This window comes from Oceaniferula spumae (assembly GCF_042849255.1).
Lineage (GTDB): Bacteria > Verrucomicrobiota > Verrucomicrobiia > Verrucomicrobiales > Akkermansiaceae > Oceaniferula > Oceaniferula spumae.
Genome location: NZ_AP026866.1, coordinates 2,908,191 through 2,930,310, shown reverse-complemented (window position 1 = coordinate 2,930,310; position 22,120 = coordinate 2,908,191). Strand labels below are relative to the sequence as shown.

Genomic DNA, 22,120 nt, shown 5'->3' with positions numbered 1-22,120 from the left:
ACTTCACATATGCTAAGTTTCAACCCACAAACACATGAGCTGGCTTTTCGTTTGAAGCTGCCATCTAGGTAGGATAATCATTTGCCTAATCACACACACGATGATCGAACATGATGACAATAGCTACGAGAAGTTGAAAAAGACACTCGTAGAGAAATTCGAAGACCATTTCGGCACCAGGCCCTTCTTTCTCGTGGCCGCTCCGGCGCGCGTGAATTTGATCGGAGAGCACATTGATTACTGCGATGGCTTTGTGCTCCCTCTGGCGATTAATCGACATGTCATGATCGCGGCCACGCCTAACGGTTCCGAGCGCGCCAATCTCCTGTCCCTCATGCTGCCCAATCAGCCTGCCACCGTCATGCTGGACGAACCACCAAAGGTCAGCCAACCGTCATGGGCTAATGTCATCCGTGGTGTGTTCGATGGTTTTAGAAACAAGGATTTCTGGCCTCTGCCAGGATTTGACGCCGTCATTCACAGCAATGTGCCTCTCGGTGCCGGGCTTTCCAGCTCAGCAGCGCTCGAGGTGGCCGCAGCCACGATGGTCGAGTCCTTGTTAGGAATCGAAATCAACCCGAAGAACAAGGCTCTGCTGTGCCAGACTGCTGAGCATAAATTCGCCGGCGTTCCCTGCGGCATCATGGATCAGTTTGCCTCTGTGTTTGGCAAAAAGGACCACATGATCCTGATCGATTGCCGTTCTGAAGAAGCTCAGGCCATTCCCTTTGCCGACGACTCGGTGGAAATCATCATTGCCGACACGCGGGTAAAACACGCCCTGAGCGACGGCAGCTATGCCAATCGGCGCAAGCATACCGAAATCGCCCTGTCGATACTCGGCAAAGATTCCTGGCGCGATGTCACCATGGAGGATCTTCTGTCTGCCGAGCCTAACATGAATGAACAAGTATTTCGTCGTGCCAGGCATGTGGTCACTGAAATCGATCGCACCCAACGCGCCGCCATGGCTCTCGCTCGTGGGAAAACAGAAACCGTGGGACAATTGATGGCCGACAGCCACAAGTCACTTCGAGACGACTTCGAAGTATCCTGCAAGGAACTCGACATCATGGTCGAAGCGGCTTGGGACATCGGCGAAGCCGGTGGGGTGCTTGGAAGTCGCATGACAGGTGGCGGCTTCGGCGGATCCACGGTCACTTTGGCTCGTAAAGATAATGCCGAGGAGATCATGCAAAAAATGGCAGCAACCTATCAGGCACAAACTGGAATCGAGCCCTCTATTTTTGCGACGACAGCCGTCGATGGAGCCCACAGCCTCGGTCTCTAAATTAAAGACCGGAGCCAACATCCATCGCCAGTAGGCAGACGTCATCCTCGAACTCTCCGGACTCAGAGAAGGCCTTGGCTTTTTCCAGCATGCCATCCAGGCAGGCCTCGAGCTTCTCGCCCTTGCACTGCTCTAAGAACTTCATGATTTTCTTGATGCCCAGTTGTTTCCCTTCCCCGTTTTCAACCTCGTGAAGACCGTCGGTGAAGACTAACAACCGATCCATGTCATCGAGAGATACTGTTTGAGATTTAAATGGAGCACCGGGAATCAAGCCAAGCGCCGGGTTCGGCTGCCCCTCGGGACTCTTCAACTGCTTGGCCTTGCCTAGCCTAACAACAACAGGCGACGGGTGGCCGGCGCATGCATAGCGCAGCACGCCGTCTTTGAGATTCACCACCCCATAGATGGCAGTGGCGAAGAAAGTCACTCCGGCGCGCTCAAGAATGGAAACCAAACCTTCGTTGATTCCATAGAGGAACCATTCGGGATCCGTGGCTGCCTCACGTTCTTTTTCCATCAAACCACGCAGCATCGAGACGACTAATGCCGCACGGACACCGTGGCCCATGACATCACAGACAAAAAAGCCAATGGAGTGCTGGGAAATGGGGATAACCTCATAAAAGTCACCTGCCATCTCGGAGGCCGGTGCATAGCGACTGCGGAAGGTGACCTCGCGTGAGGAGTTCTGCAGAGTCAGTCCGTCCAAACTTTGTGGCAGAAGTGCTTGCTGAATCTCGCGGGCAAGTTGCAGCTCTTCTTCTACCGCAGTGTAACGGTTCTGCAGCTCTTCAGCCAGGCTGGCAAGCATGCGCTGGGTGCGCACCAGGTCAGTAATGTCATTGGTGATGCCAAATGTTCCGCGAAGGTTGCCCTTGCGGTCGCGCCACGGAAGTTTGGAAGTTTCCGCCCAGGTATCGTCCTTACCCTCCCAGGTCTCACATTGGATGACGTTGATCTGAGGCTCGAGTGAGGCCATGATTTCGAGTTCGTTGGCACGCGCCACATCGGCGTGTGTGGCATCAAAGAAATCGTGGTCCGTCTTTCCTAACAAATCATCCACTGAGTCAGCGCCGAGTTTCTTAGCCGTTGAGCTGTTAGCCAATACAAACTTCGAGTCCTGATCTTTGTAATAAACATTCACTGGAATGTTCTCGATCAGTTCGCGCAACCGATAGCGCTCTTCCTCAAGTGCGGTTTCCGCACGTTTCCGCATCGAAATATCGATGACTGATCCCACCATGCGTTCGGCTTTGCCAGTATCATCACGCACCACCACGCCACGGATTCTAAGCCAATGCCATTCTCCGTCCGGATGGTCATAGCGGCAATCCGTCGCCAAGATGTCAGACTCCGAGCCGGAAAGAACCAGGTCCAGTGCCCTTTTGAATTCCGGGTAATCGTCCTCGTGGATGTATTCCTTGCTCTTCGTCAGCAGATTGGGCGCATGGGCTTTGTCGTAACCGAGAAAACCTAACACCCTGTCCGAGTAATAGATTTCCTCTTCGCCGACATACCAGTCCCAGACGCCCTCATTAGATGCCTGGAGAGCGAGTTCGAGTCTATCTTGGGGGTTGGTTTCCATGCTTCTTATTATCTAAGTCACTAATCTCTGATGAATCAATCAGGAAGCGACCATCAGAGGTGATTTTCCAACCACTCACTCACTTCCGTGGCGAGCACGCTGTAGTGTCCCTCAAAAGAATGTCCGGCTCCTTCGATCTCTACTAACTTGGACGGCCCGCGCAGCACCTTATTCAAATCACGGCTGTCATCCGGTAACACCACATCATCCGCAAGGCCGTGAAGCAGCAACCAAGGCACACGCACTTCAGCGACTGCGGCCAGAGTGTTGTCGATCTGGTGCAAGTCATCTACAAAGGACTGGGAAAGTGGGCAGTCGGGTTCATCCCACATCAGGCCATCGTCTGGGGTAACATCACCAAACTCCCGGTCTGTGAAATCCGCGGTGCGCACCATGCCTGCCAGAGAAACCAACACCTTGATCCTCTCGTCACGGGCCACCGTAAGCGCACCCACGGCACCGCCCATGCTGTGACCGATGTAGGCGATCCGTTTTCCGGTGCCAAGCTGATCGATCACCGCAGTGAGATCGCCCACTTCCTTGGTGATGTTAGAATCTGTAAACTTTCCTTCTGACTCTCCGTTCCCCGAAAAGGAAAATCGGAGACAGGGATAACCAGATTCGGCAAGGGCATCGGCAAGCTCGACCAACATCGGCCGGTCTTTGTTCCCGGTGACACCATGGCCAAGGATCACCAGACAATCGGATTTCTCGGCATCATGAAACGAGGCGTCAAGCTGCTCGCCAGCTGAATTTCTAATAGGTTGCATAACAAAAACGATTAGCTGAGTGCTCGTCCTTTGAAGGTAAGTTCAGCCACGCCGGACTTATCCAACCCGCCTAAACCAAGGTCGATCATGCGCTGATACTGCGCTTGGGTGGCGAGGGACAGTGGCAGTTCAACTCCCACTTCCTTGCCTAGATCATTGGCGATACCGCTGTCTTTTTCCGCATGAGCGGCAGAGAACCAACACTCGTGATCACGATCAATCATATCGTCTGAGTCAGTTTCCAAGACCCGTGAGTTCGCCCCCGTCTGAGAGAAGACTTCACAGAGCATCTTGGTATCGAGCCCCAATGCCTCACCGAGACCGAGCCCTTCGGCCAAGGCTGCGGTGTTGATATTCATCACCATATTGACCAAGGCTTTGACCTTAGCAGCCTCGCCGGCTTCGCCGATGTAGCGGAGTTTTGTCGAAAGCTGATCGAGCACATCCTTACACGCGTTAAAGGCCTCCTCTTTACCACCGATCATCAGATAGAGGCTGCCCTCGCGTGCCTGACTGATGCTGGATGCCATACACGCCTCCAGTGAGTGGGCACCTTCGGACTCAGCGGCGGATTCTATTTCCTTGTGTACATCCGGGGATACTGTGGCGCAGTTAATAAAGGTTTTTCCTGCGGCGTTGGTCAGAAGGTTATCGCCGTCAGTTAGGAAAATACTACGCATCGCTTCGTCGTCAGTGACAACCGTGATCACCAGCTCGGCATCAGCGGCGCATTCCGCCAAGGTGGTTGCAGCAGTGCAGTCCAGCTCATCGGCAAGGGCAATGGCCGACTCCTGATAGACATCGTAAACGGCGGTGATGGTGTGACCGGCATCGTTCAGACACCGTGCCATGTTAGCACCCATTCTCCCGACTCCTACAAAGGCGATTTTTCGACTAGTTGTTTCCATGCCCCGAACATAGTAGCGGCCTTCATGAAGTAAAGCGCGAGACGCCTTAGTTTCCCCCGTTAGACTCCGCACCGCCTTCCAATGGCTCATGATCAAAGCTCAGGCCGCCATCGAGAATGCGGACCTGCTGAAATAAATCGGGTCGGTGGAAATCCGGCTCACCCTCAGGAGCAGGTGCGGCTGTGAGAAATTGTTGCTCGGGGGAATTGACGATGAACGTCACATTCATCCGCGTTTCTGGACCAAAATCAAACCTCGCCTTCAACACATCGAGAGGAATCGATGCCGCAGCCAGCCACGAGCCGTCCGGAGATAGTTCTCCATAGCCTTTTACCCCGGGCACTGGCAAATCTTCCTCCTGAGCCCGCACCCTAGGCGCGGTGAACTCGGCACTCCACCAGGCACCATTGGCTGCGAGATTGAACTCCAGATACCTGCCCGACGCCGGATGACTCAAAAAGAACTCAGCGACATCGTATTTCCAAAGTTCGGGCGTGAATTGACTCGGCCTGGCCTGTGGATGGATCAACGCGGGCTTGCGGTGGGTGGCGACGAACCAGAGGCTACCGTGATCGATTCCCAGGCCAAATGCCGCAGGGGTGTCGAGCGGCTTGCCATACCAGTCTTTTTCCAGACCAAAGAGCCCCAGATCGAGGCCTCCCCAATAGAGCGGTTCCTTTTTGTGTTCAATCAGCATGCGGACCGAAGGTGGAGGATCTGAACGGTCTTGCCAAAGCTAAAACGAGGCCATTTTAGTGGGAAAAACGGGTAAAAAATGAACTTGTGGTCTGAAATGACTACTTTTTTTGACATTCCGTGAAAAATGCTGGAAAGGCCATCGCGTATGTGTTGTTAATAACTCATTCACATTGAGCCGCCAACCCAAGCAGCCCTAGGCTCAAATGTAACCCACACACAATGAACGCAATCGAATACATCGGACCCCGCCCTAAAAAACCTGCACGCAAGCCGTGGGGGGGAGGTTGGCTGATGGTACTACTGGTTGTGGTCGGTGTCGGCATTGTTGCGAAACCATTTCTCTCCGATCTTCTTGCCAAAGGAGACGTTACCGATGAGCTGAAAGTTGAGGAAACCGTAGCTTGGCTCGCCAAGGACGACAGCTTTGGCAATCAGTTAGCAGCCGCCGCACTCGAGCGCAGCATGGTGCCCATCACCTACGACCCTGCCTATTACAAAATTTCCTACCCAAATGGCGATGTTCCTGAGGGCAAAGGTGTCTGCACTGACGTGGTCATCCGCTCTTACCGTGCCCTTGGCATCGATCTGCAGAAGCTCGTCCACGAAGACATGGAGAAGAACTTCCGCATTTACCCACAATTGTGGAGCATGAAGCAGACCGACAGCAATATCGACCACCGCCGTGTGCCGAACTTGCAGCGATACTTCAGCCGTTTCGGACAAGAAATCGCTCTCGCCAACGAAGCTGACCAGAAAGCCACCGACTTCAACTATGGTGACGTCGTCGCATGGCGTCTGCCACACGGAGCCACCCACATCGGCATCGTTGTTCCCGGCCCCGGTGAGCGCCACGATGAAAAATGGATCGTGCACAACATCGGCTCCGGTCCGAAATGGGAAGACAAGCTTCTGGAATACCAGATCATTGGCCAATACCGCTATACCGGCGTTGTCAAAAGCGTCAGCCAGTCTGGTATGCGTTACAACGCCCGCTAATCAAAGCCAGCGTCACTAAAATTCGCAGAATGCACACAGCATTCCGTGCGAAGACATCGACTTAGGATCGTTGTCCTTTCTTCGAATTCCTTGGTAGGAGAAAATTCCTCGATTGCGGCTTCATAAACCCTCCATCATCCTCCACACTCGCGCCCGTGAGTCAGATTTACGTCATCACTGGTAGCGACGAAGGCACAGTCGCCGAGGAGGCCCTGAAGGTCTTTGAAAAAATCAAACCCGAAGGCGGGGATGATTTTGCCAATGAAATCATCAACGGCACGATCTCGAATGCCGACGAGGCCCTCAGCGCCTGCAGCCAGGTCATCCAGTCGCTGCAAACTGTGCCCTTCTTCGGCGGTGGTAAAAGCGTCTGGCTGAAAAATGCCAACTTCCTCGGCAGTGACCGAACCAGTGAAGCGGAAGCAACCAAACAAGGCGTCGAAGCCTTGTTAGAATGCTTACAGTCCGGACTCGCCCAAGACATTACCTTCCTCATCAGCTGCGGCGCACTCGATAAGCGCCGCGCGTTTTACAAGTATCTCAAGAAGGAAGCGAACCTGCAAAGCTACGACAAGCCGGACGTCTCACGCGACGGCTGGCAGGACGAAGTCGCCCATCTTGTTAGAAACAAAGCCCGCGATCTCGGTCTGACATTTCAAGGTGACGCTCTGGAACTCTTTGTCATGCTCGCTGGGGAGGACACCCGCCAGATCAATAGCGAGTTGGAAAAAATCGACCTCTACCTCGGCGATCGCCGTGAGGTGAGTGAGGACGATGTGCGCACCATGGTGCCACTTAGCCGCGCTGGTGTTGTCTTTGAAATTGGTAACGCGATTCAGAAGAAGAACGGCGCTCGTGCCATCGAGCTCGTCGATCAGCAACTCTCGCGCAAGGAGACCGCCATCGGAATCCTCCGCGCCTCCATCATCCCGACTATTAGAAACCTGTTCATGGCCGCCGCTGCCAGTGATGGCAAAAACATCCCCAACGGAAACTACAACCAGTACTCCGCCGCACTGGATTCCCTGCCCAGCAACGAACGCGCCTGGTTACCTCAGAAAAAAGCCGGTGGTGTGAATGCCTATCCCCTTTTCCTCGCGAGCAAAAGTGCACGTAACTTCGGCCTGGCTAAACTCCGCGAAGCCATGGAAGCCACCCTCGATGCGGATCGCGCTTTGGTGACGACGGGGCTGGATCAGCGTGTGGTATTGCATCGCTTAATCGCCACAATTTGCTCTTAGTTGAATCCAGATTCCAGAGACCAGATTCCAGAAACTTATGAAAACTCTCATCATCGCCGCTGCTGTTGGCATTACTGCTGGTCTGTTAGGAGCGCTCTGCGGCGTCGGTGGCGGCATTGTCATGGTGCCGGCTTTTGTGACCGCGCTGGGTTTTGAGCAGAAAAAAGCGGTTGCCACCTCGCTTGCGGTGATCGTTATCATTGCCGCGGTCTCCACCTTGAATAACTCACGTCAAACTGGACTAATCGACTGGCGCGTAGTCGGAATCACCGCCGCCTGCGCCGCCTTAGCCGCCTGGTTCGGAACCGACCTCATGCACAAACTCAGCAACCAACATCTGACCAAGATGTTCGGCGTCGTGCTGTTAGTCTTCGGAGCAAAAATGCTAATGGGGAAATAAGCGCTGGGAATTAGGGTTGATTGAGGATCCACAACGGTAGGGCTGATTGGCCCAATCAGCCGGACCGGAGGTATTCAGCTACGCCCAATCAAAAACAGTTCCAGCCCCTTCGATATCATCTTTTCCATCTCAACTAGCAATGGCGTAACCCGGCAGCATGAGGCCATTCTGCCCTACCCTAAAAAAGCTACTTTTTCTCCTGCCACTTAATATCGGCGGTGCGTTTTTTAACGTCTAGGGTGACGCTACAGTGCTTGAACTGCCTTGTGTAAACATAGCCATCTTTCTTGGCTGGCCCGAGCGGAGGGCCGAGGGGTTTGTCGTATTCTGGGAACCATCTCATCCAGTGATTTTTTTTATCCGCTGCGTATCCTTCATGGGCGCGGAAGTAGCTGTGCTCGCCGGCGGAGATCAGGAAAATGGCCAAGGGGTAGATCAGTGCTTGGCGGGCTTTCTCCTCGGACTCGACCGATCCATGTATTTCATCGATGCCCATCTTACTGGTGTTTTCCGTTTCCGCCAGACCGTTGGTGAACGCGATGATTTTTCCCTGTCGGCTGGCTTGCTGCATGGCATCGATACCTTTGGCGATGTAGTCCTCGTAGCTGGTTTTACCAACCGCATGCTGGAAGCCCTCGAGGTAGGAACCATCGAAATAATCCAGGTATTCCAGCCCCGCATTTTTGAAACGTGCTCTGAGAATGTTTGCCACCATCAGCTTGTCTGGACCGATGGCTTTGCGGGTGTCTTTCATCATCGTGTGATAGCCAGCCGTAACCGCTTTTTTCTTTTCCGCACCGACCTGACGCTTGAGATAGCCCGGCTCCAGAGCCTTGATATTGCCGTCTAGGAAAACGCCATCGATTGCCGGATCAGCCGTCATGCTGCTGCAGGTCTCCACCCACCACTCACGCAGTTTAGGACTCGATAAATCATAGGCCTCGACTTTGGAACGCACGAGTTTCGTGTTTCCAGATTTCGTGTCCTTGAGAAAAGCACCTGGGATATCAGCGAGTGCTTTGTTCGCACCGTAACCACCGTAATGGACGATGACATTTCGGTAGTAGAGAATAGTTGCGTCAGGATTCACCTTCTTCACTGCTCGGGCTGCCACCAGCGTGCCTTTTTCGATCGTGCCATGAGCCGAGTGCCCGTTTGCCTTCTCAAAGGTGATCAGCGGAAATTTGGCGATGAACGCGATCTCTTTATCGGTGTAGGCCTGCGCCTTGCGGATGTGCATGTAGAGTGGAATCCGGTCCCAGCTGAATGCCGGAAGTTTACGGACCGCGGTGGCACTTTTCTTACTCTCCGACTCCTTAGCCACTGCCTCTGCAGTAACCTGACCTGAGCCGGCGATCACGAACAGCGCGAGCATGATGGATGGTGAAATCTTGGCAATTTTCATAATGTTGTTGGTTTTGTTAGACCGCTTCACTTCTTCCAGACTGGTCGGGCATTCGCAGAGACCTCTTGATCTAACTGCTTCATGCGTGCCGCGAGTGTAGATGCTTTTTCAGGGAACTTGGCTGCGAGATCCTTGGATTCGCTGACATCCTTGGCGAGGTTGAATAACATGGGTTTGTTTTTCTTTAAGATTAGGAGTTTCCAGTCTCCCTGACGAATGCCTTCGATATTCCCTTGTTTGCTGTAGTAGAGAAACTCTTCACGTTTGATGGTTGGATCGCCCGTGATGGTGGCGGAGAGGTCGAGGCCGTCGATTTTATTTTTCCCCGGTAGTTTGCTATCGGCCAGAGCTGCGAGCGATGGCAGCAGGTCAATGTTAGAAAACAGCGCATCGCTGCTGGTTCCGGCTGGGATGCGACCGGGTGCCCACATGACGCAGGGGACGCGCTGACCGCCCTCAAAGGTTTGCATTTTTCCACCACGCAATGGCAGAGCGCTGCCGCCGTGGTTTTTGAAATTCAGCCACGGGCCGTTGTCGCTGGTGAAAATGATGTAGGTGTTTTCCGCGAGGCCGAGGTCTTTGACGCTGTTGACCAGTCGACCGACTTCAGTATCGATGTGCTCGATCACACATTTGTAGGCATTCTTCGGATCGGCATCGTAGACGTCCTCGGGCACAAAGAGAGGTATGTGCGGCATGCTGTGAGCCAGATAGAGGAAGAAGGGCTTTTCCTTGTTAGCGGTGACAAACTCGATGGCCTTGTCCGTATAGCGCCGAGTGATGGTGCGCTGGTTGACGGGGATCTCGATGATTTTTTCGTTCTCAATAAGAGGTGTTTTCCATTTCTTGACGAACTCGTCTTGATTCAGCCAGCTCTCATCGACGCCTGGTTTGGCGGCCTTTTTGTTGACCGGATGGGTCATGTCATTGGAATAGGGAATCCCGTAGTAGTAATCGAATCCATTGGCGCGCGGCAACACTTCGGGGTGATGACCAAGATGCCATTTTCCAACGCATGCAGTCGCGTATTCCAAGGACTTGAAATGATCCGCGATGGTGTATTCCTCAGAATTGAGACCGAAGTTGCTCTTCGGGAAAAGCACCCCTTTCGCGAGCCCGACCCGCTTCGGATAGCTGCCGGTTAGCAAACCAGCGCGCGATGGTGTGCAGACCGGACTGGGAGTTACGAAACTGGTAAACATTCGACCTTCCTTGGCCATCGCATCGATGTTCGGCGTCTTGATGGTTTTCGAGCCAAAGCAACCAAGGTCATTATAGCCCTGGTCATCGGTCAGGATGATGATGAAATTCGGCTTGGCCGCAAAAGCAGAAGCGACCAAAAGTGCATAGAACGGCAGCAATAAAAGTTTCATCTCCCAACACTACTATCCATTGAACGAATCTCTGTCACCCTTGTTCTATGGCATCCACGTGAGGGCGACCTTGCTAACGAGGAAATTCTACAAGATTGTGTTTTGAACCACGAATGGACGCGAATATGCGCGAATGAAGATCTTGTCTCACCAAACCGTGCGTGATTTGATTGTTATCCCGCAGATTTCACGACTTTGAGTGCTTAGGATATGAAAGATTAGCGTCCATTCGTGTTCATTCGCGGTTCAAAAACCCTAACTAGCTTGCCCTGCACCCAATAGGAGATTTACCCGATTACTTTCCCCTATTGGCTCAGAACATCGATCACCAGCTGCGTCTCCTCATGCTGGTTGGGGTTCTTCAGTTCCTTGGCAATCGCTTTCCAATCACCGTGGAGCTGATCGTAAACACTCAGGCCTAACAAGAATCGGTCATCCTGAACCAGCCAGTTCAATATCTCGTTCGACCTCACAGCGTTCTCGTCCTCGATCAGCTGGCTGGCCGCCGCCTCGGCTTCATTCCATGCGCCGGCTTTCTGTGCCAAAATCATCGAGGCCAGGGTAAAAAACGGATAGCCTTCATCCAAATTCGTTGTGCTCAAAATGATTCGAGTGCTCTTGCACACATCCCTCATCAATGTGATGTGACGTTCGCTGGATGGATCGAGATCGATGAGCAAATCACGAGCCAGATAGTTGGCGGGTCTGACCGTTTCACTATCGTGCCCTTGGTGGAGCAACGCGATACCAACAGCACTGGTGAACCTCCGGTAAATCCTGAACCGCTCAGGTTTCTTCCATTCTTTCGGCTTTGCCCATCCGGTCAGCCCAATGACCTCCGTCAGGTCGAAGTCCGCATCGTTAGGAATGACACCCGATCGCCTGATCTGCGTCCACAGTTTCACGTAATTCGGATAACCCGGATCACTTGGTGAGAAATTGACGATATCCTCATCGGTCACCCTTGATCGGGTGAATTCGAATAATGCTGTGGCCGAGGAGTCCATGTGAGGTTAATGCTAGGAGCTAGTTATTGTTAGATTCCCAATAACGGTAACGATAATGCTGGGCTGACTCACGCCTGAAAATAACCGAATTTCTGCCGGCGTTCACTTTCAAGGTATAGCCATCGCCCCAGCTGGGCTCAGGGTAGCCGCCCACATTGTCTTCAATCGTGTAGAATGTCACAGGTGAATCCATTGGAAGGTAGGACGGGTCACGAAAGGCATCGGTCGGATCGCGAAATTGATCTGGCGTAATGCGTTCGAAGCCTCGCTTCTCGATGATCTGATCCAAATCACTCGGATCTATTTGAAAGCGAAACTTCAGATGAAAGTCTTCAGACGCATCATCGTCAACAAATTCCAAATCGGTCACCGACTCAGGAATCGGGTCTATCAGCATCTCCCTAAAGCGATCATAGACCGCTTCATACTTCAGATAATGCGCCTGCTTGATTCCGTCTGCGATCAGAAATCCGATCGGTGTCAGCGCAAGACAGACCAAGACAATATAGCTGAAAATCTTCCGTCGAGGCAGGATAAACCCGACCGCAAAAGCAAACATGTGAACGATCAAAATACCGCCTAAGATCATCACGATCCCATCGCCAGTATCCGGTCCCATGAAGAGGTCCAAGCTCCCAAGAGAAATCACCGACAAGACCATGGTGATGATGAGAGTAGGTAGGTGCCAGAGACGTTTCATTCTTCTAGATGACATGCATACGCCAGTAACTCCCCCAGCCTGTCGACAATCAGGTTTTCCCACTTGGCCCTATCTGAAACAACCTACCAGACCAGACTGCCGTCCTGATTAAACTCCCAATTTAATCAGACGGCTGACTCGGCGTCGCCATCTCCTCCTTATTCTCCTTCTGTTAGTCACCTCCCCACGTGTCGATCAGATCTAAGCTCTTGAATTCACAGTGATAGCCGAAGTCCCCCTTCCCCCACTCTACGACCAACGACCATGATTCCCCGTCGAATTCTTCACCGTCCTCACCGAGCATGATCGATGGATCATGCGCCATCAGCTTGAATTCGTCCAGGTCGGATGAGTCTGAAATCTTGATGATGGAATCGACAGATGCCTGAAGGAGAGTATCGAAGTTCGCTCTGATGTGTCGAATCAAGTCTAGATGCTGCTGTGTCGTCCGATCTGCAGCAGAAATAAGAATCTCGAACTCTTGAGTCGGAAATAAGATCGTTGAATGTCTAAAGCTGCCTTCAACCTCGGATATTGAAATTCGCTTGTATGTAATCCCATCGGCTTGCCAGCTCTTATCTCTGAAGGCCGGATCAATGCCGATCGCAGTTAGCAGGCGTTCCTCATCAGTCTGGATGCGAAGGAATCTTTTGAGCCAATGCATTTTCATGGAGAACGTCAAGGGTGACCCGCCGCCTACAGGCAGCGCCACTCCGCAACAGGGTTAAGGGTTCGAATGAAGAGGATCATGTTGACTCGGCGCGTGTAGGCGGTTGGTGTCCACCCGCTTGTTCTACCCGTTCAGCGTAAGGTTCGGCCCGATCAAAGAATACGTGAGTGCCTACAGGAAGAAGCCACCAACTCGCAAGTCTGTCGTCACTGATCGTCAATTCATAGAGCGATCTATGCTCGAAGGTCTCAGGATCCTCCAGATCGCGGGACTCATCGACCATCCCCACATACCACCCGCTATCAGACTCTGAGGCGGCCTCCTGCCGGTTCAAAAAGATCGAATCAGAACCAGGAATGATCGACTTGGATACAAAGGCGGTCTGCATCATATTGCACGGTTCCTCAGTCGCTCCATAACTTTTCAATCGTTCCTGCTGAACGGTGTGAATCACCTGTGCGGCGCTCAAATCGCGGGTGAACGAAGCCATCGCTTTGAAATCGAGCGTCTCAAGCTCAATTTCCTCGGCGCCCTCCACTGCCCGAAACCATAGCCATCCACACATGATAGTCTCGCCGGGCTTTACACCTCGTCGGTGCAACTCTTCGAGGAATCCAGCGTGGAATATTTCCATGGTAGAACGTCATAGGTCACCCGCCCGCTACCGGGAGCACGTGTTGACGAAGGGGTTGGAGGTTGATGTCATCGGAAAATGTCGACACTGGACGGGTAGCGGGTCGGTGTGCACCGTCTTGTTCGCTTAGATTATTGGATCGCGATAGATCTCATTAGTGGTGTAATTGGAAAACAGCCATCCTCATCCCCATCGTCATTGCACTGGTAGTAATCTATGTGATCGCGGTGTATCTCCATATCTGCCAGAAGGATAGATCTAATCTTAGGCCAGTGTTCAGCATCAGGCGGATTCATTGCGTGATACTCCTCATACGCTCCTAAAATAAGAGCCATCAATGTGAACCTCTCATCATCATTCTCAACAGAATTACTATAACACTGGAGATACTGATCTATCTTACCAGGGTCAGCCGCCTCGATCTCCCAATCCTGGATGTATGAATCATCATCAATATCAAATAGTCGATTAAACTTCTCAATCGCTTGTGCTGTCGGATGGCGCATGTATTTATTATTAGCGAACGTCATAAGACACCCATCCACTACCGGGGGGCGCGTGTGACTTCGGGGTTAAGGGTTGGAATCATCTGAAAAATTCGACTCTGGACGGGTAGTGGATTGGTGTGCTCTGCCTTGTTAGCCTTTGTTTTTCTCGGCAGCAGGATACGGAGAAGAAAGCCTGCTGAAATCTGATGCGATGTATCGCTCAAACTGTGTTTTACAGTATTCATACTTCTCACCAGTCTTTCTGTCAGTTCTTCTTCCGTTAAGCCAGATAGTTCTCTTCCCTGTATTCTTTCCTGTTTTGTTTTGGGACGACTCGGCTATGAATTCCTCGGAGGTCATGATCCAAATCTTATCCATGCGTTCCGAGTAAAAGACAAACCAATAGTTATCTCTGAATTCGTGTGGAATAGCGGCAAACAGAGCACCGTTGCCAAACTTACAAGTCTTTGATCGAGCCTTAATCTGGACGGTCGTGAATGAACCATCATCACGTCGAACGACTGCGTCTATTGCATCGTCATCTACGAGAGGAAGGTAGACATCTAGTCCTTCCTTGAGCATCAAGCCGACGATCCAGTATTCGATACGCTTACCGAAGCCGGCTGAATGTCTGAACGTGGGTGATGTCATTTTTTAGGCTAACAGTGTTAATAGTTGACTCGGGCAATCGGAACTTACAGATCCTTGATCATTTTGATTGATTAGGAAAAGAGCATCTACCCTATAAAACTAAGCCATTCTAGCGAGATTGCTTGAGTCATAACAAGTGAAATAATACTCCAATCGTAAGGGCTTCAGAGTTTTCCGCTGTATCTGGAGGACTTGTTAAAGGTGACTGTACAATCACAGATGATTCATGGATAATATTGTCTAACAAAGGTTACCAAAAGACAGACTCCCTCCAACCACGACCCATGAAAAACTCCTGCTAGTAAACTTATCTAAACTTAGCGGATCGGTGTCAGAGTGAGGAGCTCTTCGATTTTTTCGCAGAAATGGACCGGGTTTTCTGCTTTCAGGGATGCTGGAGAATTGAAGCCCCAGCCTACGGCGGCGACAGGGATGCCGGCTTTTTGGGAGGCTTTGATGTCGCGGATTTCATCTCCGATGTAGAGCATCTGGGAACTTTTCAGGGAGAAGGTCTTGCGGATGGCGCGCAGGTGCTTGGATTTCCCTGTTAGTTTGGACGTTGATGAGACGAAGGTGAAAACGTTTTCCAGACCGTGGTTTTTGAGGAAGAGATTAACGTTCTCCACGGAGTTCGAGGTGAGGATGCCGAAGTGCTCGGTTTTTGTTCGCAGGGCAGGCAGGACTGTTTCCAAGCCATCAAAGAGAGGCAGTGTGCTGATGCTTTCCTTGAGGAGTTTGGTGCCTTGGTAGAGGAGTTTTGGCACTCGATACTTGGAGACACCAAGGTAGGCGAGAAGGTCATTCATTTTCATGTCCTTGAGCATGGGGACCTCTGCCTCGGTCACTGGCCGGAGTCCGTGCTCCTCGGCCATGCCGTTGTAGATTTTCATCCCTTCGTCAAAGGTGTCCGCAAGGGTTCCGTCGAAATCAAATATCAGTGCTTTGTAGCTCATAGTTCACATCAAGGCTAACGCACATCTGCGGCAGCGCCATGAATTTCTGGTGACAAGCTTGTTTAATCTTTCTTGCAGCTGAGGACGAGAAGTTCCGCGCCTCTTACCGTCCAGCGCACATTCCAGCCTTCGATCACGCAGCCGTATTCACGTTCGCTGTCGGCGGACTTGTAGGCCGGACGTGGGTCCATCGCTAGGGTGGCGGTGATCAGGGAGCTAGTGTCTGAACTCACTGCGTCGTTTTCAGCTTTCCAGACAACCGTCAACGATTCCGGCGCGCCGGTGACGTAACCGCCCACCGCATCCGGCAGGGAATCCGCGTAGGGAATGTAGGGTTTGATGTCGAGGATGGGGGTGCCATCGACAAGATCAACGCCTCGGAGTTTGAGAACCGGGCCATCCGGGTGATCGAGATCGATTTCGTCCAGACGGACCACGGAGAGGCCGATGGGATTAGGCCGGAAGGGAGAGCGACTGGCAAAGACGCCAATGCGCTCGTTGCCACCGAGTCTCGGCGGGCGAACGGTCGGCTTCCAATCATCCCTAACAGCTTGATGAAAAACAAACACCAGCCAGACGTGCGAAAAACCGTCAAGTCCACGGACCGCGTCCGCATTTCTAAACTCCGGCTCAAAAACCAGCTCGCCCCATGCTTCGTCGACAAGGCCAGGCTGCCGGGGCACCCCGAATTTCTCTCCGTAGCAGGTTCTAATGTGAGCGATCGGTTCCATATCTTTGCAATGACTCATGTCCGATGACAGCAGCCACGCTGCCTAGTGAACGTGAGCGTCGCCGCCACCCCACTCGAATCTGAACTGAAGCCAAATGCTGTGGTCGTCTCCGCGTTCTTCGCTGTGATCGTAGTTATACTGCAATCGAGTCATCGCCTCGGTTCCGCCCAACTGGAAAAATCTTGTTAGAACAGGAGAAATACGATGCCGTTCTGGCAGTTCCGGATCTTCGACACCCTCCAAATAACCATAGCGCAGGCCGATTTCCCACTCGGGGTTCAGTTTATACAGTGCGGTGGAGCTGAATGAAAACTCCTCGAAGTTACCTTCATCGGTATCGATATCACGCATCATCACCTCATTGCGCCAAGTGAGCTGGCGACTGTGGTCCTCGTCCTCCAGCCAGGTGTATGTTAGATCCAGCCCATACAGACGTGCACTGTGGCCCATGAAGTTTTTCCCCTGCAGGTAGCTGGCACCATAGACAAATTTGCAGTCATCGCCCGGCCACTTGGTGACTTGGTAGCGGACAGCCAAGACATCTCTATCCCAGAGGGCTTCTTCAGCTTCCTCGGAGTGACCATGTTCATCGTGTTCGTCATGATCGTCGTCATCATGGTCATCATCACCATGTTCGTCATGCTCTTCCTCGTGACCGTGATCGTGTTCGTGGCGGATGGTATCGCCAAATCCGATGATCAAGCGGTCGTCCCAGCGTGTCGGAGGACTCCAGGTGATCTCGACGCCATTGAGGATCACGCCGTCGTCACCAAGAAATCGCACATTGCCAAGGTAGGCATCGGCGAATTTCCAGCCATGGTTGTGGATGTCGTTCTGGGTTCCGATGGAGGCGAAATAACGACCGGCGTGGATTTCAAAACCTCCGGGCAGATTGAGAAAGTTAATGTAAAGCTCCTCTAGTTCCGCTTCCCAGCCATCATCATTGGTCCACGAGAAAATGGATTCTGTAAATCCGGCGAGGTGTTCACCGTAGATCACGTCCATGCCGAACGATAGGCCGGGCACACTGAATCCATTGACCGACGGATCATGTCCGCCAAGTGCGAGGCCAGCGTCTTCCAGATCGGTATGGCCGTATACTGCGCTCAAGTTCAGCCGAGGCTCGACGATCAGCTCCGGCGTGCCGTCTCCGTGATCGCAATCTTCACCGCCGAATGGAACCGTCGAAGGATCGATCGGTTCAGACATGGCAACACCCGAAAGCATCACCATCGAACCAATCGCGACAGAGTGAACAGCAGGTTTGAGAAATCTGGATGATTGAAAATTACTCATAAGAAAAGCCGGCGCAGTTTCCCGCGCCGACTTTATATCACAGTAATTTACTCAACCGTGCCAGACTAAAGAAATTTCATCGGATTTCGCCCGGGCCCCAATCGAAGCCGAACTGCAGCCAGACACTGTCCTCGCTGCCGTGGCCATCGATTTCGTCATGGTTGTATTGCAGGCGGACGTGACCTTTCATGTCGTTGCCAAAATCAAAATATTTGCCAATGGAAGGTGAGATGCGGTGGCGTTCGGCCAGTTCAGGATCGTCCACTCCCTCTACCCAGCCGTAGCGAAGACCAGCTTCCCAGCCCTCGACGAACTCCCACATGACGCTGGTGTTGAAACCGTTGTCCTCGAAGCCGCCTTCATCGTTTTCCACATCGCGCATGATCCACTCGGTTCTCCAGCGGAACTGACGACCACCGGACTCAAGACCGTTCTCGCGCCAGGTGTAGGTGAAATCAGCACCGTAGATGTCCGTGGTCATGCCGAAGCCGTTCTCACCTGTTAGAAAACTACCGCCTACTTGAAAACGGTTAAAGTCATCCGGCCCGAACTGTGCCTGGTAGCGCACCGTGACGATGTCTCTTTCCGGACGGGCCATTTCTGCCTCCTCATCGTGACCATGCTCATCTTCATGATCGTCATGGTCGTCATCATCATGGTCTTCCTCATGCTCACCGTGGCCGTGATCGTGGTCATGCGCCACTGCGGAGCCAAAGCCGACGCTGAGGACATCGGTCCAACTGGTGGGCGGCATCCATGAAATCTCGGCGCCCTCAAAGGCGAATCCGTCATCGCCGAGGTAGCGCACGTTGGTCATGTTTGCATCGACAAAATCCCAGGCGTGCAAGTGCCGACTATTCTGATCGCCAAAGCGCGCCAGCATTCTACCTGCGCGCAGCTCCAGGTTACCCGGAAGGTTCACCAGCTTGAGGAAACCCTCCTCGAACTCAGCATCAAAGTCCTCGCCATTGTGTTTGAAAACATTAACCGTGGCAAAACCGCGCAGGTATTCGCCGGCGTAGAGGTTCGCGCCTATTTCAATGCCCTGGAGGTTAAAGCCGTCCTGAAACGGATCGTGTCCACCGAAGGCGGCATCTTCTCCACTCAGAGTGGTCGTGCCATGCACCGCTCTCAGGTGCAAAGTGGGCTCCAGACGGATGCTCGATGTTGATTCGGGTGCCACATTTTCTTCGGCGCACAATGGACTCGCACAGGCGGCAACCAGCGCTGCTGTTTTCATGTATTTGTTATTCATAACTGATGTGTTGGGTGTAGAGATTGGTCTTGAGCGCGACGGAACAGGCCGCTGTTAGGATTGATGAAATAGGCGATGACAAAGAGCAGCCCGAGCACCAGAACGATGGCCGGCCCGGTGGGGATATTGAGAATCACGGACAGCACCACGGCCGCGACAGAACCAATGCATCCGATCGCGCCACCGCCCCAGAACAGCCAGCGGGTGTTGTTAGTAAACAGAGACATGATCGCGCCAGGCACCACCATCAGGCCGATGGAAAGCACCGATCCCACCGCTTGGAAGCTGGCCATCAGTGCGATGATCATCATCGCGTAGAGTAGGTAATTCACCGAGCGCACTCGCACCCCCTGAACTGCAGCCACGTTCGGCTCGAACAAGGTCAGCAAAATTGGACGCATAAAGAGTGTCGAGCTGATCAGGGTGAAAAGCGCGATGCCAAAGAACACCACCAAGTCCATATCACCCACCGATAGAATACTACCGAACAACCACTCCTCAAGATTCTGAGCCGTCTCCGCATACTCTAACATCACCACCCCCAAGGCAAAGGCGCAGGTGTAGAAAATAGCCAGTGCCGTGCTCTGTGGCAGCCGTGTTTTCCGGGTCACCATGATCGAGCCTAGGCCAACGGCGAGCGCCGCCAGCAAGGCCCCGGTGAATGCTCCCGCCTGATTCAAGGTGCCGGTGATCAGCACCACGGCCACAATGCCCGGAAGCATGGTATGACTCAGCGCACTGAGCACTAGGGAGCTTCTGCGGAGTAGGATGAAGCCGCTGACAAAGCCATTGGTAAATCCAATCAGCGCCGCCGCTAGCAATGCACGCCGGAAGAATGGCATGTCTAATATTTCGAGTAATTCGTTCATTGCCCTTTCGCGGGGTTTTTCAAACCTGAGAAGGTTCGCTTCAGGTTATCTTCTGTTAGAGTTTCAGCACACGGGCCGTTGGCGATGGTCTGGCGATTCAGCAGCAGCACCTCGTCAAAGATGTCGTTCACCGTTCCCAGATCGTGATGGGAGGCTATTACCAGTCGGTTCTCCCCTGCCAGCATGCGCAGCAGCCTGGCGAGGTTCGCCACATGATCGCGGTCGAGACCGGTGAAAGGCTCGTCTAACAAAAGGACGTGCGCCTCCTGAGCCACGGCACGGGCGATAAACACACGCTGTTTCTGTCCGCCCGAGAGCTCGCTGATTTGCCGATTGGCCAGCTCGCCATCCAGCTCCATCATCTTCAGTGCGGCATCGACCGCAGCGGCATCTTTTTCACCAAATTTCTTCCATGGCCCGAGCTGTGGGTAGCGACCCATTTCCACGACACCTCTCACAGTGATTGGAAAATCCCAGCTGACCTCCTCGAACTGCGGCAGGTAGGCAAACTCACCGCCGCGGCACTTCAGATTATCTTCCCCCGACCAGGTGATCGAGCCGCAGCTGCGCTTCACCAGACCGGCGATGGCCTTCAGCAGGGTGCTTTTCCCCGCACCGTTGGGACCGACAAGCGCCAGACATTTGCCACACTCGCTGGTCCATGAAATGTCATCGAGCACATTGAGATCGCGGTAAGACACGCTGACGTTTTGCACGCTCAGCTGGTGCGTCTGGCCGTGGTCATGAGTGTGACTGCATTTACTCATCGCCTTCTCCCCCTAGATTTCCTTTGTCAAAGGCTTGCTCGATCTTCTTTCCTGCCGTTGAGAAGGCGACCTGAATCTCGTTCCCGTAGTTGGGTGAGAGCTTGAACTGCACGAAGTGCCTGCTCCCCTCTGCCGGCTCCTCAGCCCAGATCACGTCGAGCCAGTAAGTGACTGCGCTGTGAGCATCGAGCCGGATTTCTCCGTAAATCGGATTCTCTTCCGGCCTGTCACCCTTCAATAAAACTTCGGGCGCACCGTCTGAATCGATCGGTGACTTTCGCAGCGTGTAAGATAGTGGAGCGGAGGAAAATACCATCTCCACCTCGCCTTCCACGACGTTAGTGGCATCATGGTTTTTCGCCTTCGGTGCTGCCTTTGTCTTGTCCAGCTGATGACTGTGATCCAAGTAGCTCTTGCCTAACAGACCTGCAACCAACATGGCTAACAACAACACGACCGTCTGAAAAATGGGTGACCCACGCATCGTCGCTACTTTTTAAATGGAAAAGAAATGTGAAGTCAGGAAATGCCTACTTCGCGAGTGCTTTGACAATCTTCGTGGTATTGTCGCGCATCATTTTCTCGTAGTTGGATGCTCCGTCGGCAACCAAGGTTCCACCAAGTTTGACTCCGGTTTCCCTGGAAATTACAGACAGAGACTTGGGGTTTGCCCGTAGTTCAGGGAAGATGGCCTTAACGCCATTCTTGCGAATTTCTTGGATCGCTTGCGCCTGATAGGCTGCACTGGTCTTATGGCTCGCTGTGAGTCCTTTCACTGGCAGCGCCTTGAATCCATACTCTTTGCAGTAATATCCGAACGCCGCATGAGCAGTTGTTAGAATGCGGCTGGAGCGAGGGATTCTGCTAACCTCACGCTTGATCCAGGCATCCAATCCTTCCAGTCGGCGGGAGTAGGCGGCGGCATTGGCTTTGTAGGCGGCTGCGTTCGCGGGGTCCAGTCTTCCGAACTCAGAAGCCAGCTCACGTGCCGCCTTCTGCATGTTGCTGACGCGATGCCACCAATGAGGATCCAACGAGCCTTTGGCATGGTCCGGGCAACAGACATACTGGCTGCTGCGTCCGCTGATGGTTTGCGATGGGATTTTACGACCCACTTCAAACACCTTGACGTTATTTCCGAGCGTGCTCTGTAATTTTCCAAGGTAAGTTTCCAGATTTTTGCCACTGGCTAGATAAACCACCGCGCCTTGTGCTTTTGCCAAATCTTTCGGGCTTGGGCGGAAATGGTGTGGGTCTGTGTGCGGATCGATCAGCTGCACCACGGTGGCATGTTTGCCTCCCACCTGCCGAGCCACATCGGAAATCAGTGGGTGTAAACTGGCGACTTTGATATCCGCAGTGGCCACTCCATTGAATGCGAGCACGGAGAGAGCTACGACGGCGATGTTCTTCAAAATTCTCATGTCG

At 52.9% G+C, this 22,120-nt stretch carries 24 protein-coding genes; 4 read left to right on the top strand and 20 right to left on the bottom strand.

The features are described 5' to 3' along the window. Positions 1-100: 100 nt before the first annotated feature. Positions 101-1,291 (top strand): galactokinase, encoded by a 1,191-nt coding sequence (gene galK, locus ACSPJT_RS12370; protein WP_435892864.1) that lies wholly within the window; start codon positions 101-103, stop codon positions 1,289-1,291. Between the two features lies 1 nt (position 1,292). On the opposite strand, the gene ACSPJT_RS12365 is transcribed toward galK, so the two are convergent. Genes ACSPJT_RS12365 through ACSPJT_RS12350 form a run of 4 tightly spaced genes read right to left on the bottom strand, consistent with a single transcriptional unit; the run spans position 1,293 to position 5,254 of the window. After that, a complete protein-coding gene (locus ACSPJT_RS12365) occupies positions 1,293-2,879 on the bottom strand; it encodes a SpoIIE family protein phosphatase (RefSeq protein ID WP_435892863.1) in 1,587 nt (528 codons plus the stop codon). Between the two features lie 53 nt (positions 2,880-2,932). Then, positions 2,933-3,649, bottom strand: a complete 717-nt coding sequence (locus ACSPJT_RS12360) for an alpha/beta hydrolase (RefSeq protein ID WP_435892862.1) — start codon at positions 3,647-3,649, stop codon at positions 2,933-2,935. 11 nt (positions 3,650-3,660) lie between these two features. Continuing rightward, complete coding sequence (locus ACSPJT_RS12355) at positions 3,661-4,647, bottom strand: NAD(P)-dependent oxidoreductase (protein WP_435892861.1); 987 nt, start codon at positions 4,645-4,647, stop codon at positions 3,661-3,663. After that, complete coding sequence (locus ACSPJT_RS12350) at positions 4,604-5,254, bottom strand: hypothetical protein (RefSeq protein WP_435892860.1); 651 nt, start codon at positions 5,252-5,254, stop codon at positions 4,604-4,606. The genes ACSPJT_RS12355 and ACSPJT_RS12350 overlap by 44 nt, the downstream gene beginning before the upstream one ends. 221 nt (positions 5,255-5,475) lie before the next feature. Here ACSPJT_RS12350 and ACSPJT_RS12345 point away from each other — a divergent pair, with 221 nt between their 5' ends. The 3 genes from ACSPJT_RS12345 to ACSPJT_RS12335 all read left to right on the top strand — a co-directional run bounded on the left by ACSPJT_RS12345 (position 5,476) and on the right by ACSPJT_RS12335 (position 7,893). Continuing rightward, complete coding sequence (locus ACSPJT_RS12345) at positions 5,476-6,252, top strand: DUF1287 domain-containing protein (RefSeq protein ID WP_435892859.1); 777 nt, start codon at positions 5,476-5,478, stop codon at positions 6,250-6,252. A gap of 155 nt (positions 6,253-6,407) precedes the next feature. Continuing rightward, the gene (gene holA / locus ACSPJT_RS12340; RefSeq protein WP_435892858.1) at positions 6,408-7,493 is read left to right on the top strand and encodes a DNA polymerase III subunit delta; all 1,086 of its coding nucleotides are present in this window, start codon (positions 6,408-6,410) and stop codon (positions 7,491-7,493) included. 37 nt (positions 7,494-7,530) lie between these two features. Continuing rightward, positions 7,531-7,893, top strand: a complete 363-nt coding sequence (locus ACSPJT_RS12335; RefSeq protein ID WP_435892857.1) for a sulfite exporter TauE/SafE family protein — start codon at positions 7,531-7,533, stop codon at positions 7,891-7,893. Positions 7,894-8,080: 187 nt separating this feature from the next. On the opposite strand, the gene ACSPJT_RS12330 is transcribed toward ACSPJT_RS12335, so the two are convergent. From ACSPJT_RS12330 to ACSPJT_RS12255, 16 genes are all read right to left on the bottom strand, one after another. After that, the gene (locus tag ACSPJT_RS12330; RefSeq protein WP_435892856.1) at positions 8,081-9,298 is read right to left on the bottom strand and encodes a putative glycoside hydrolase; all 1,218 of its coding nucleotides are present in this window, start codon (positions 9,296-9,298) and stop codon (positions 8,081-8,083) included. 26 nt (positions 9,299-9,324) lie between these two features. After that, positions 9,325-10,671 carry a sulfatase family protein gene (locus ACSPJT_RS12325; RefSeq protein WP_435892855.1) on the bottom strand — a complete coding sequence of 449 codons (1,347 nt, stop codon included), beginning with the start codon at positions 10,669-10,671 and terminating at the stop codon, positions 9,325-9,327. Positions 10,672-10,976: 305 nt separating this feature from the next. Beyond that, positions 10,977-11,678, bottom strand: a complete 702-nt coding sequence (locus ACSPJT_RS12320) for a hypothetical protein (RefSeq protein WP_435892854.1) — start codon at positions 11,676-11,678, stop codon at positions 10,977-10,979. Between the two features lie 19 nt (positions 11,679-11,697). Next, entirely contained in the window at positions 11,698-12,378 is a 681-nt protein-coding gene (locus ACSPJT_RS12315) for a hypothetical protein (protein WP_435892853.1), read from the bottom strand. 172 nt (positions 12,379-12,550) lie between these two features. Next, positions 12,551-13,048, bottom strand: a complete 498-nt coding sequence (locus ACSPJT_RS12310) for a hypothetical protein (protein WP_435892852.1) — start codon at positions 13,046-13,048, stop codon at positions 12,551-12,553. A 76-nt stretch (positions 13,049-13,124) separates the two neighbouring features. After that, on the bottom strand, positions 13,125-13,682 hold the full coding sequence (locus ACSPJT_RS12305; protein WP_435892851.1) for an immunity protein Imm33 domain-containing protein: 558 nt from the start codon (positions 13,680-13,682) through the stop codon (positions 13,125-13,127). A gap of 131 nt (positions 13,683-13,813) precedes the next feature. Further along, positions 13,814-14,188, bottom strand: coding sequence for a hypothetical protein (locus ACSPJT_RS12300; protein WP_435892850.1), 375 nt, complete (start codon positions 14,186-14,188; stop codon positions 13,814-13,816). Between the two features lie 132 nt (positions 14,189-14,320). Next, positions 14,321-14,821 (bottom strand): hypothetical protein, encoded by a 501-nt coding sequence (locus tag ACSPJT_RS12295; RefSeq protein WP_435892849.1) that lies wholly within the window; start codon positions 14,819-14,821, stop codon positions 14,321-14,323. 317 nt (positions 14,822-15,138) lie between these two features. Beyond that, on the bottom strand, positions 15,139-15,774 hold the full coding sequence (locus ACSPJT_RS12290; protein ID WP_435892848.1) for an HAD hydrolase-like protein: 636 nt from the start codon (positions 15,772-15,774) through the stop codon (positions 15,139-15,141). Positions 15,775-15,836: 62 nt separating this feature from the next. After that, entirely contained in the window at positions 15,837-16,505 is a 669-nt protein-coding gene (gene tsaA, locus ACSPJT_RS12285) for a tRNA (N6-threonylcarbamoyladenosine(37)-N6)-methyltransferase TrmO (RefSeq protein WP_435892847.1), read from the bottom strand. 42 nt (positions 16,506-16,547) lie between these two features. Continuing rightward, entirely contained in the window at positions 16,548-17,801 is a 1,254-nt protein-coding gene (locus ACSPJT_RS12280; protein WP_435892846.1) for a hypothetical protein, read from the bottom strand. 76 nt (positions 17,802-17,877) lie between these two features. Beyond that, on the bottom strand, positions 17,878-19,056 hold the full coding sequence (locus ACSPJT_RS12275; protein WP_435892845.1) for a hypothetical protein: 1,179 nt from the start codon (positions 19,054-19,056) through the stop codon (positions 17,878-17,880). After that, positions 19,053-19,925, bottom strand: coding sequence for a metal ABC transporter permease (locus ACSPJT_RS12270; RefSeq protein WP_435892844.1), 873 nt, complete (start codon positions 19,923-19,925; stop codon positions 19,053-19,055). Before ACSPJT_RS12270 ends, ACSPJT_RS12275 begins: the two co-directional genes overlap by 4 nt. Beyond that, positions 19,922-20,692 (bottom strand): metal ABC transporter ATP-binding protein, encoded by a 771-nt coding sequence (locus tag ACSPJT_RS12265; RefSeq protein ID WP_435892843.1) that lies wholly within the window; start codon positions 20,690-20,692, stop codon positions 19,922-19,924. Before ACSPJT_RS12265 ends, ACSPJT_RS12270 begins: the two co-directional genes overlap by 4 nt. Beyond that, positions 20,685-21,176: a hypothetical protein gene (locus ACSPJT_RS12260; protein ID WP_435892842.1), complete on the bottom strand. Its 492-nt coding sequence runs from the start codon at positions 21,174-21,176 to the stop codon at positions 20,685-20,687. Before ACSPJT_RS12260 ends, ACSPJT_RS12265 begins: the two co-directional genes overlap by 8 nt. A gap of 46 nt (positions 21,177-21,222) precedes the next feature. Beyond that, positions 21,223-22,116: a metal ABC transporter substrate-binding protein gene (locus tag ACSPJT_RS12255; RefSeq protein ID WP_435892841.1), complete on the bottom strand. Its 894-nt coding sequence runs from the start codon at positions 22,114-22,116 to the stop codon at positions 21,223-21,225. Positions 22,117-22,120: the final 4 nt, after the last annotated feature.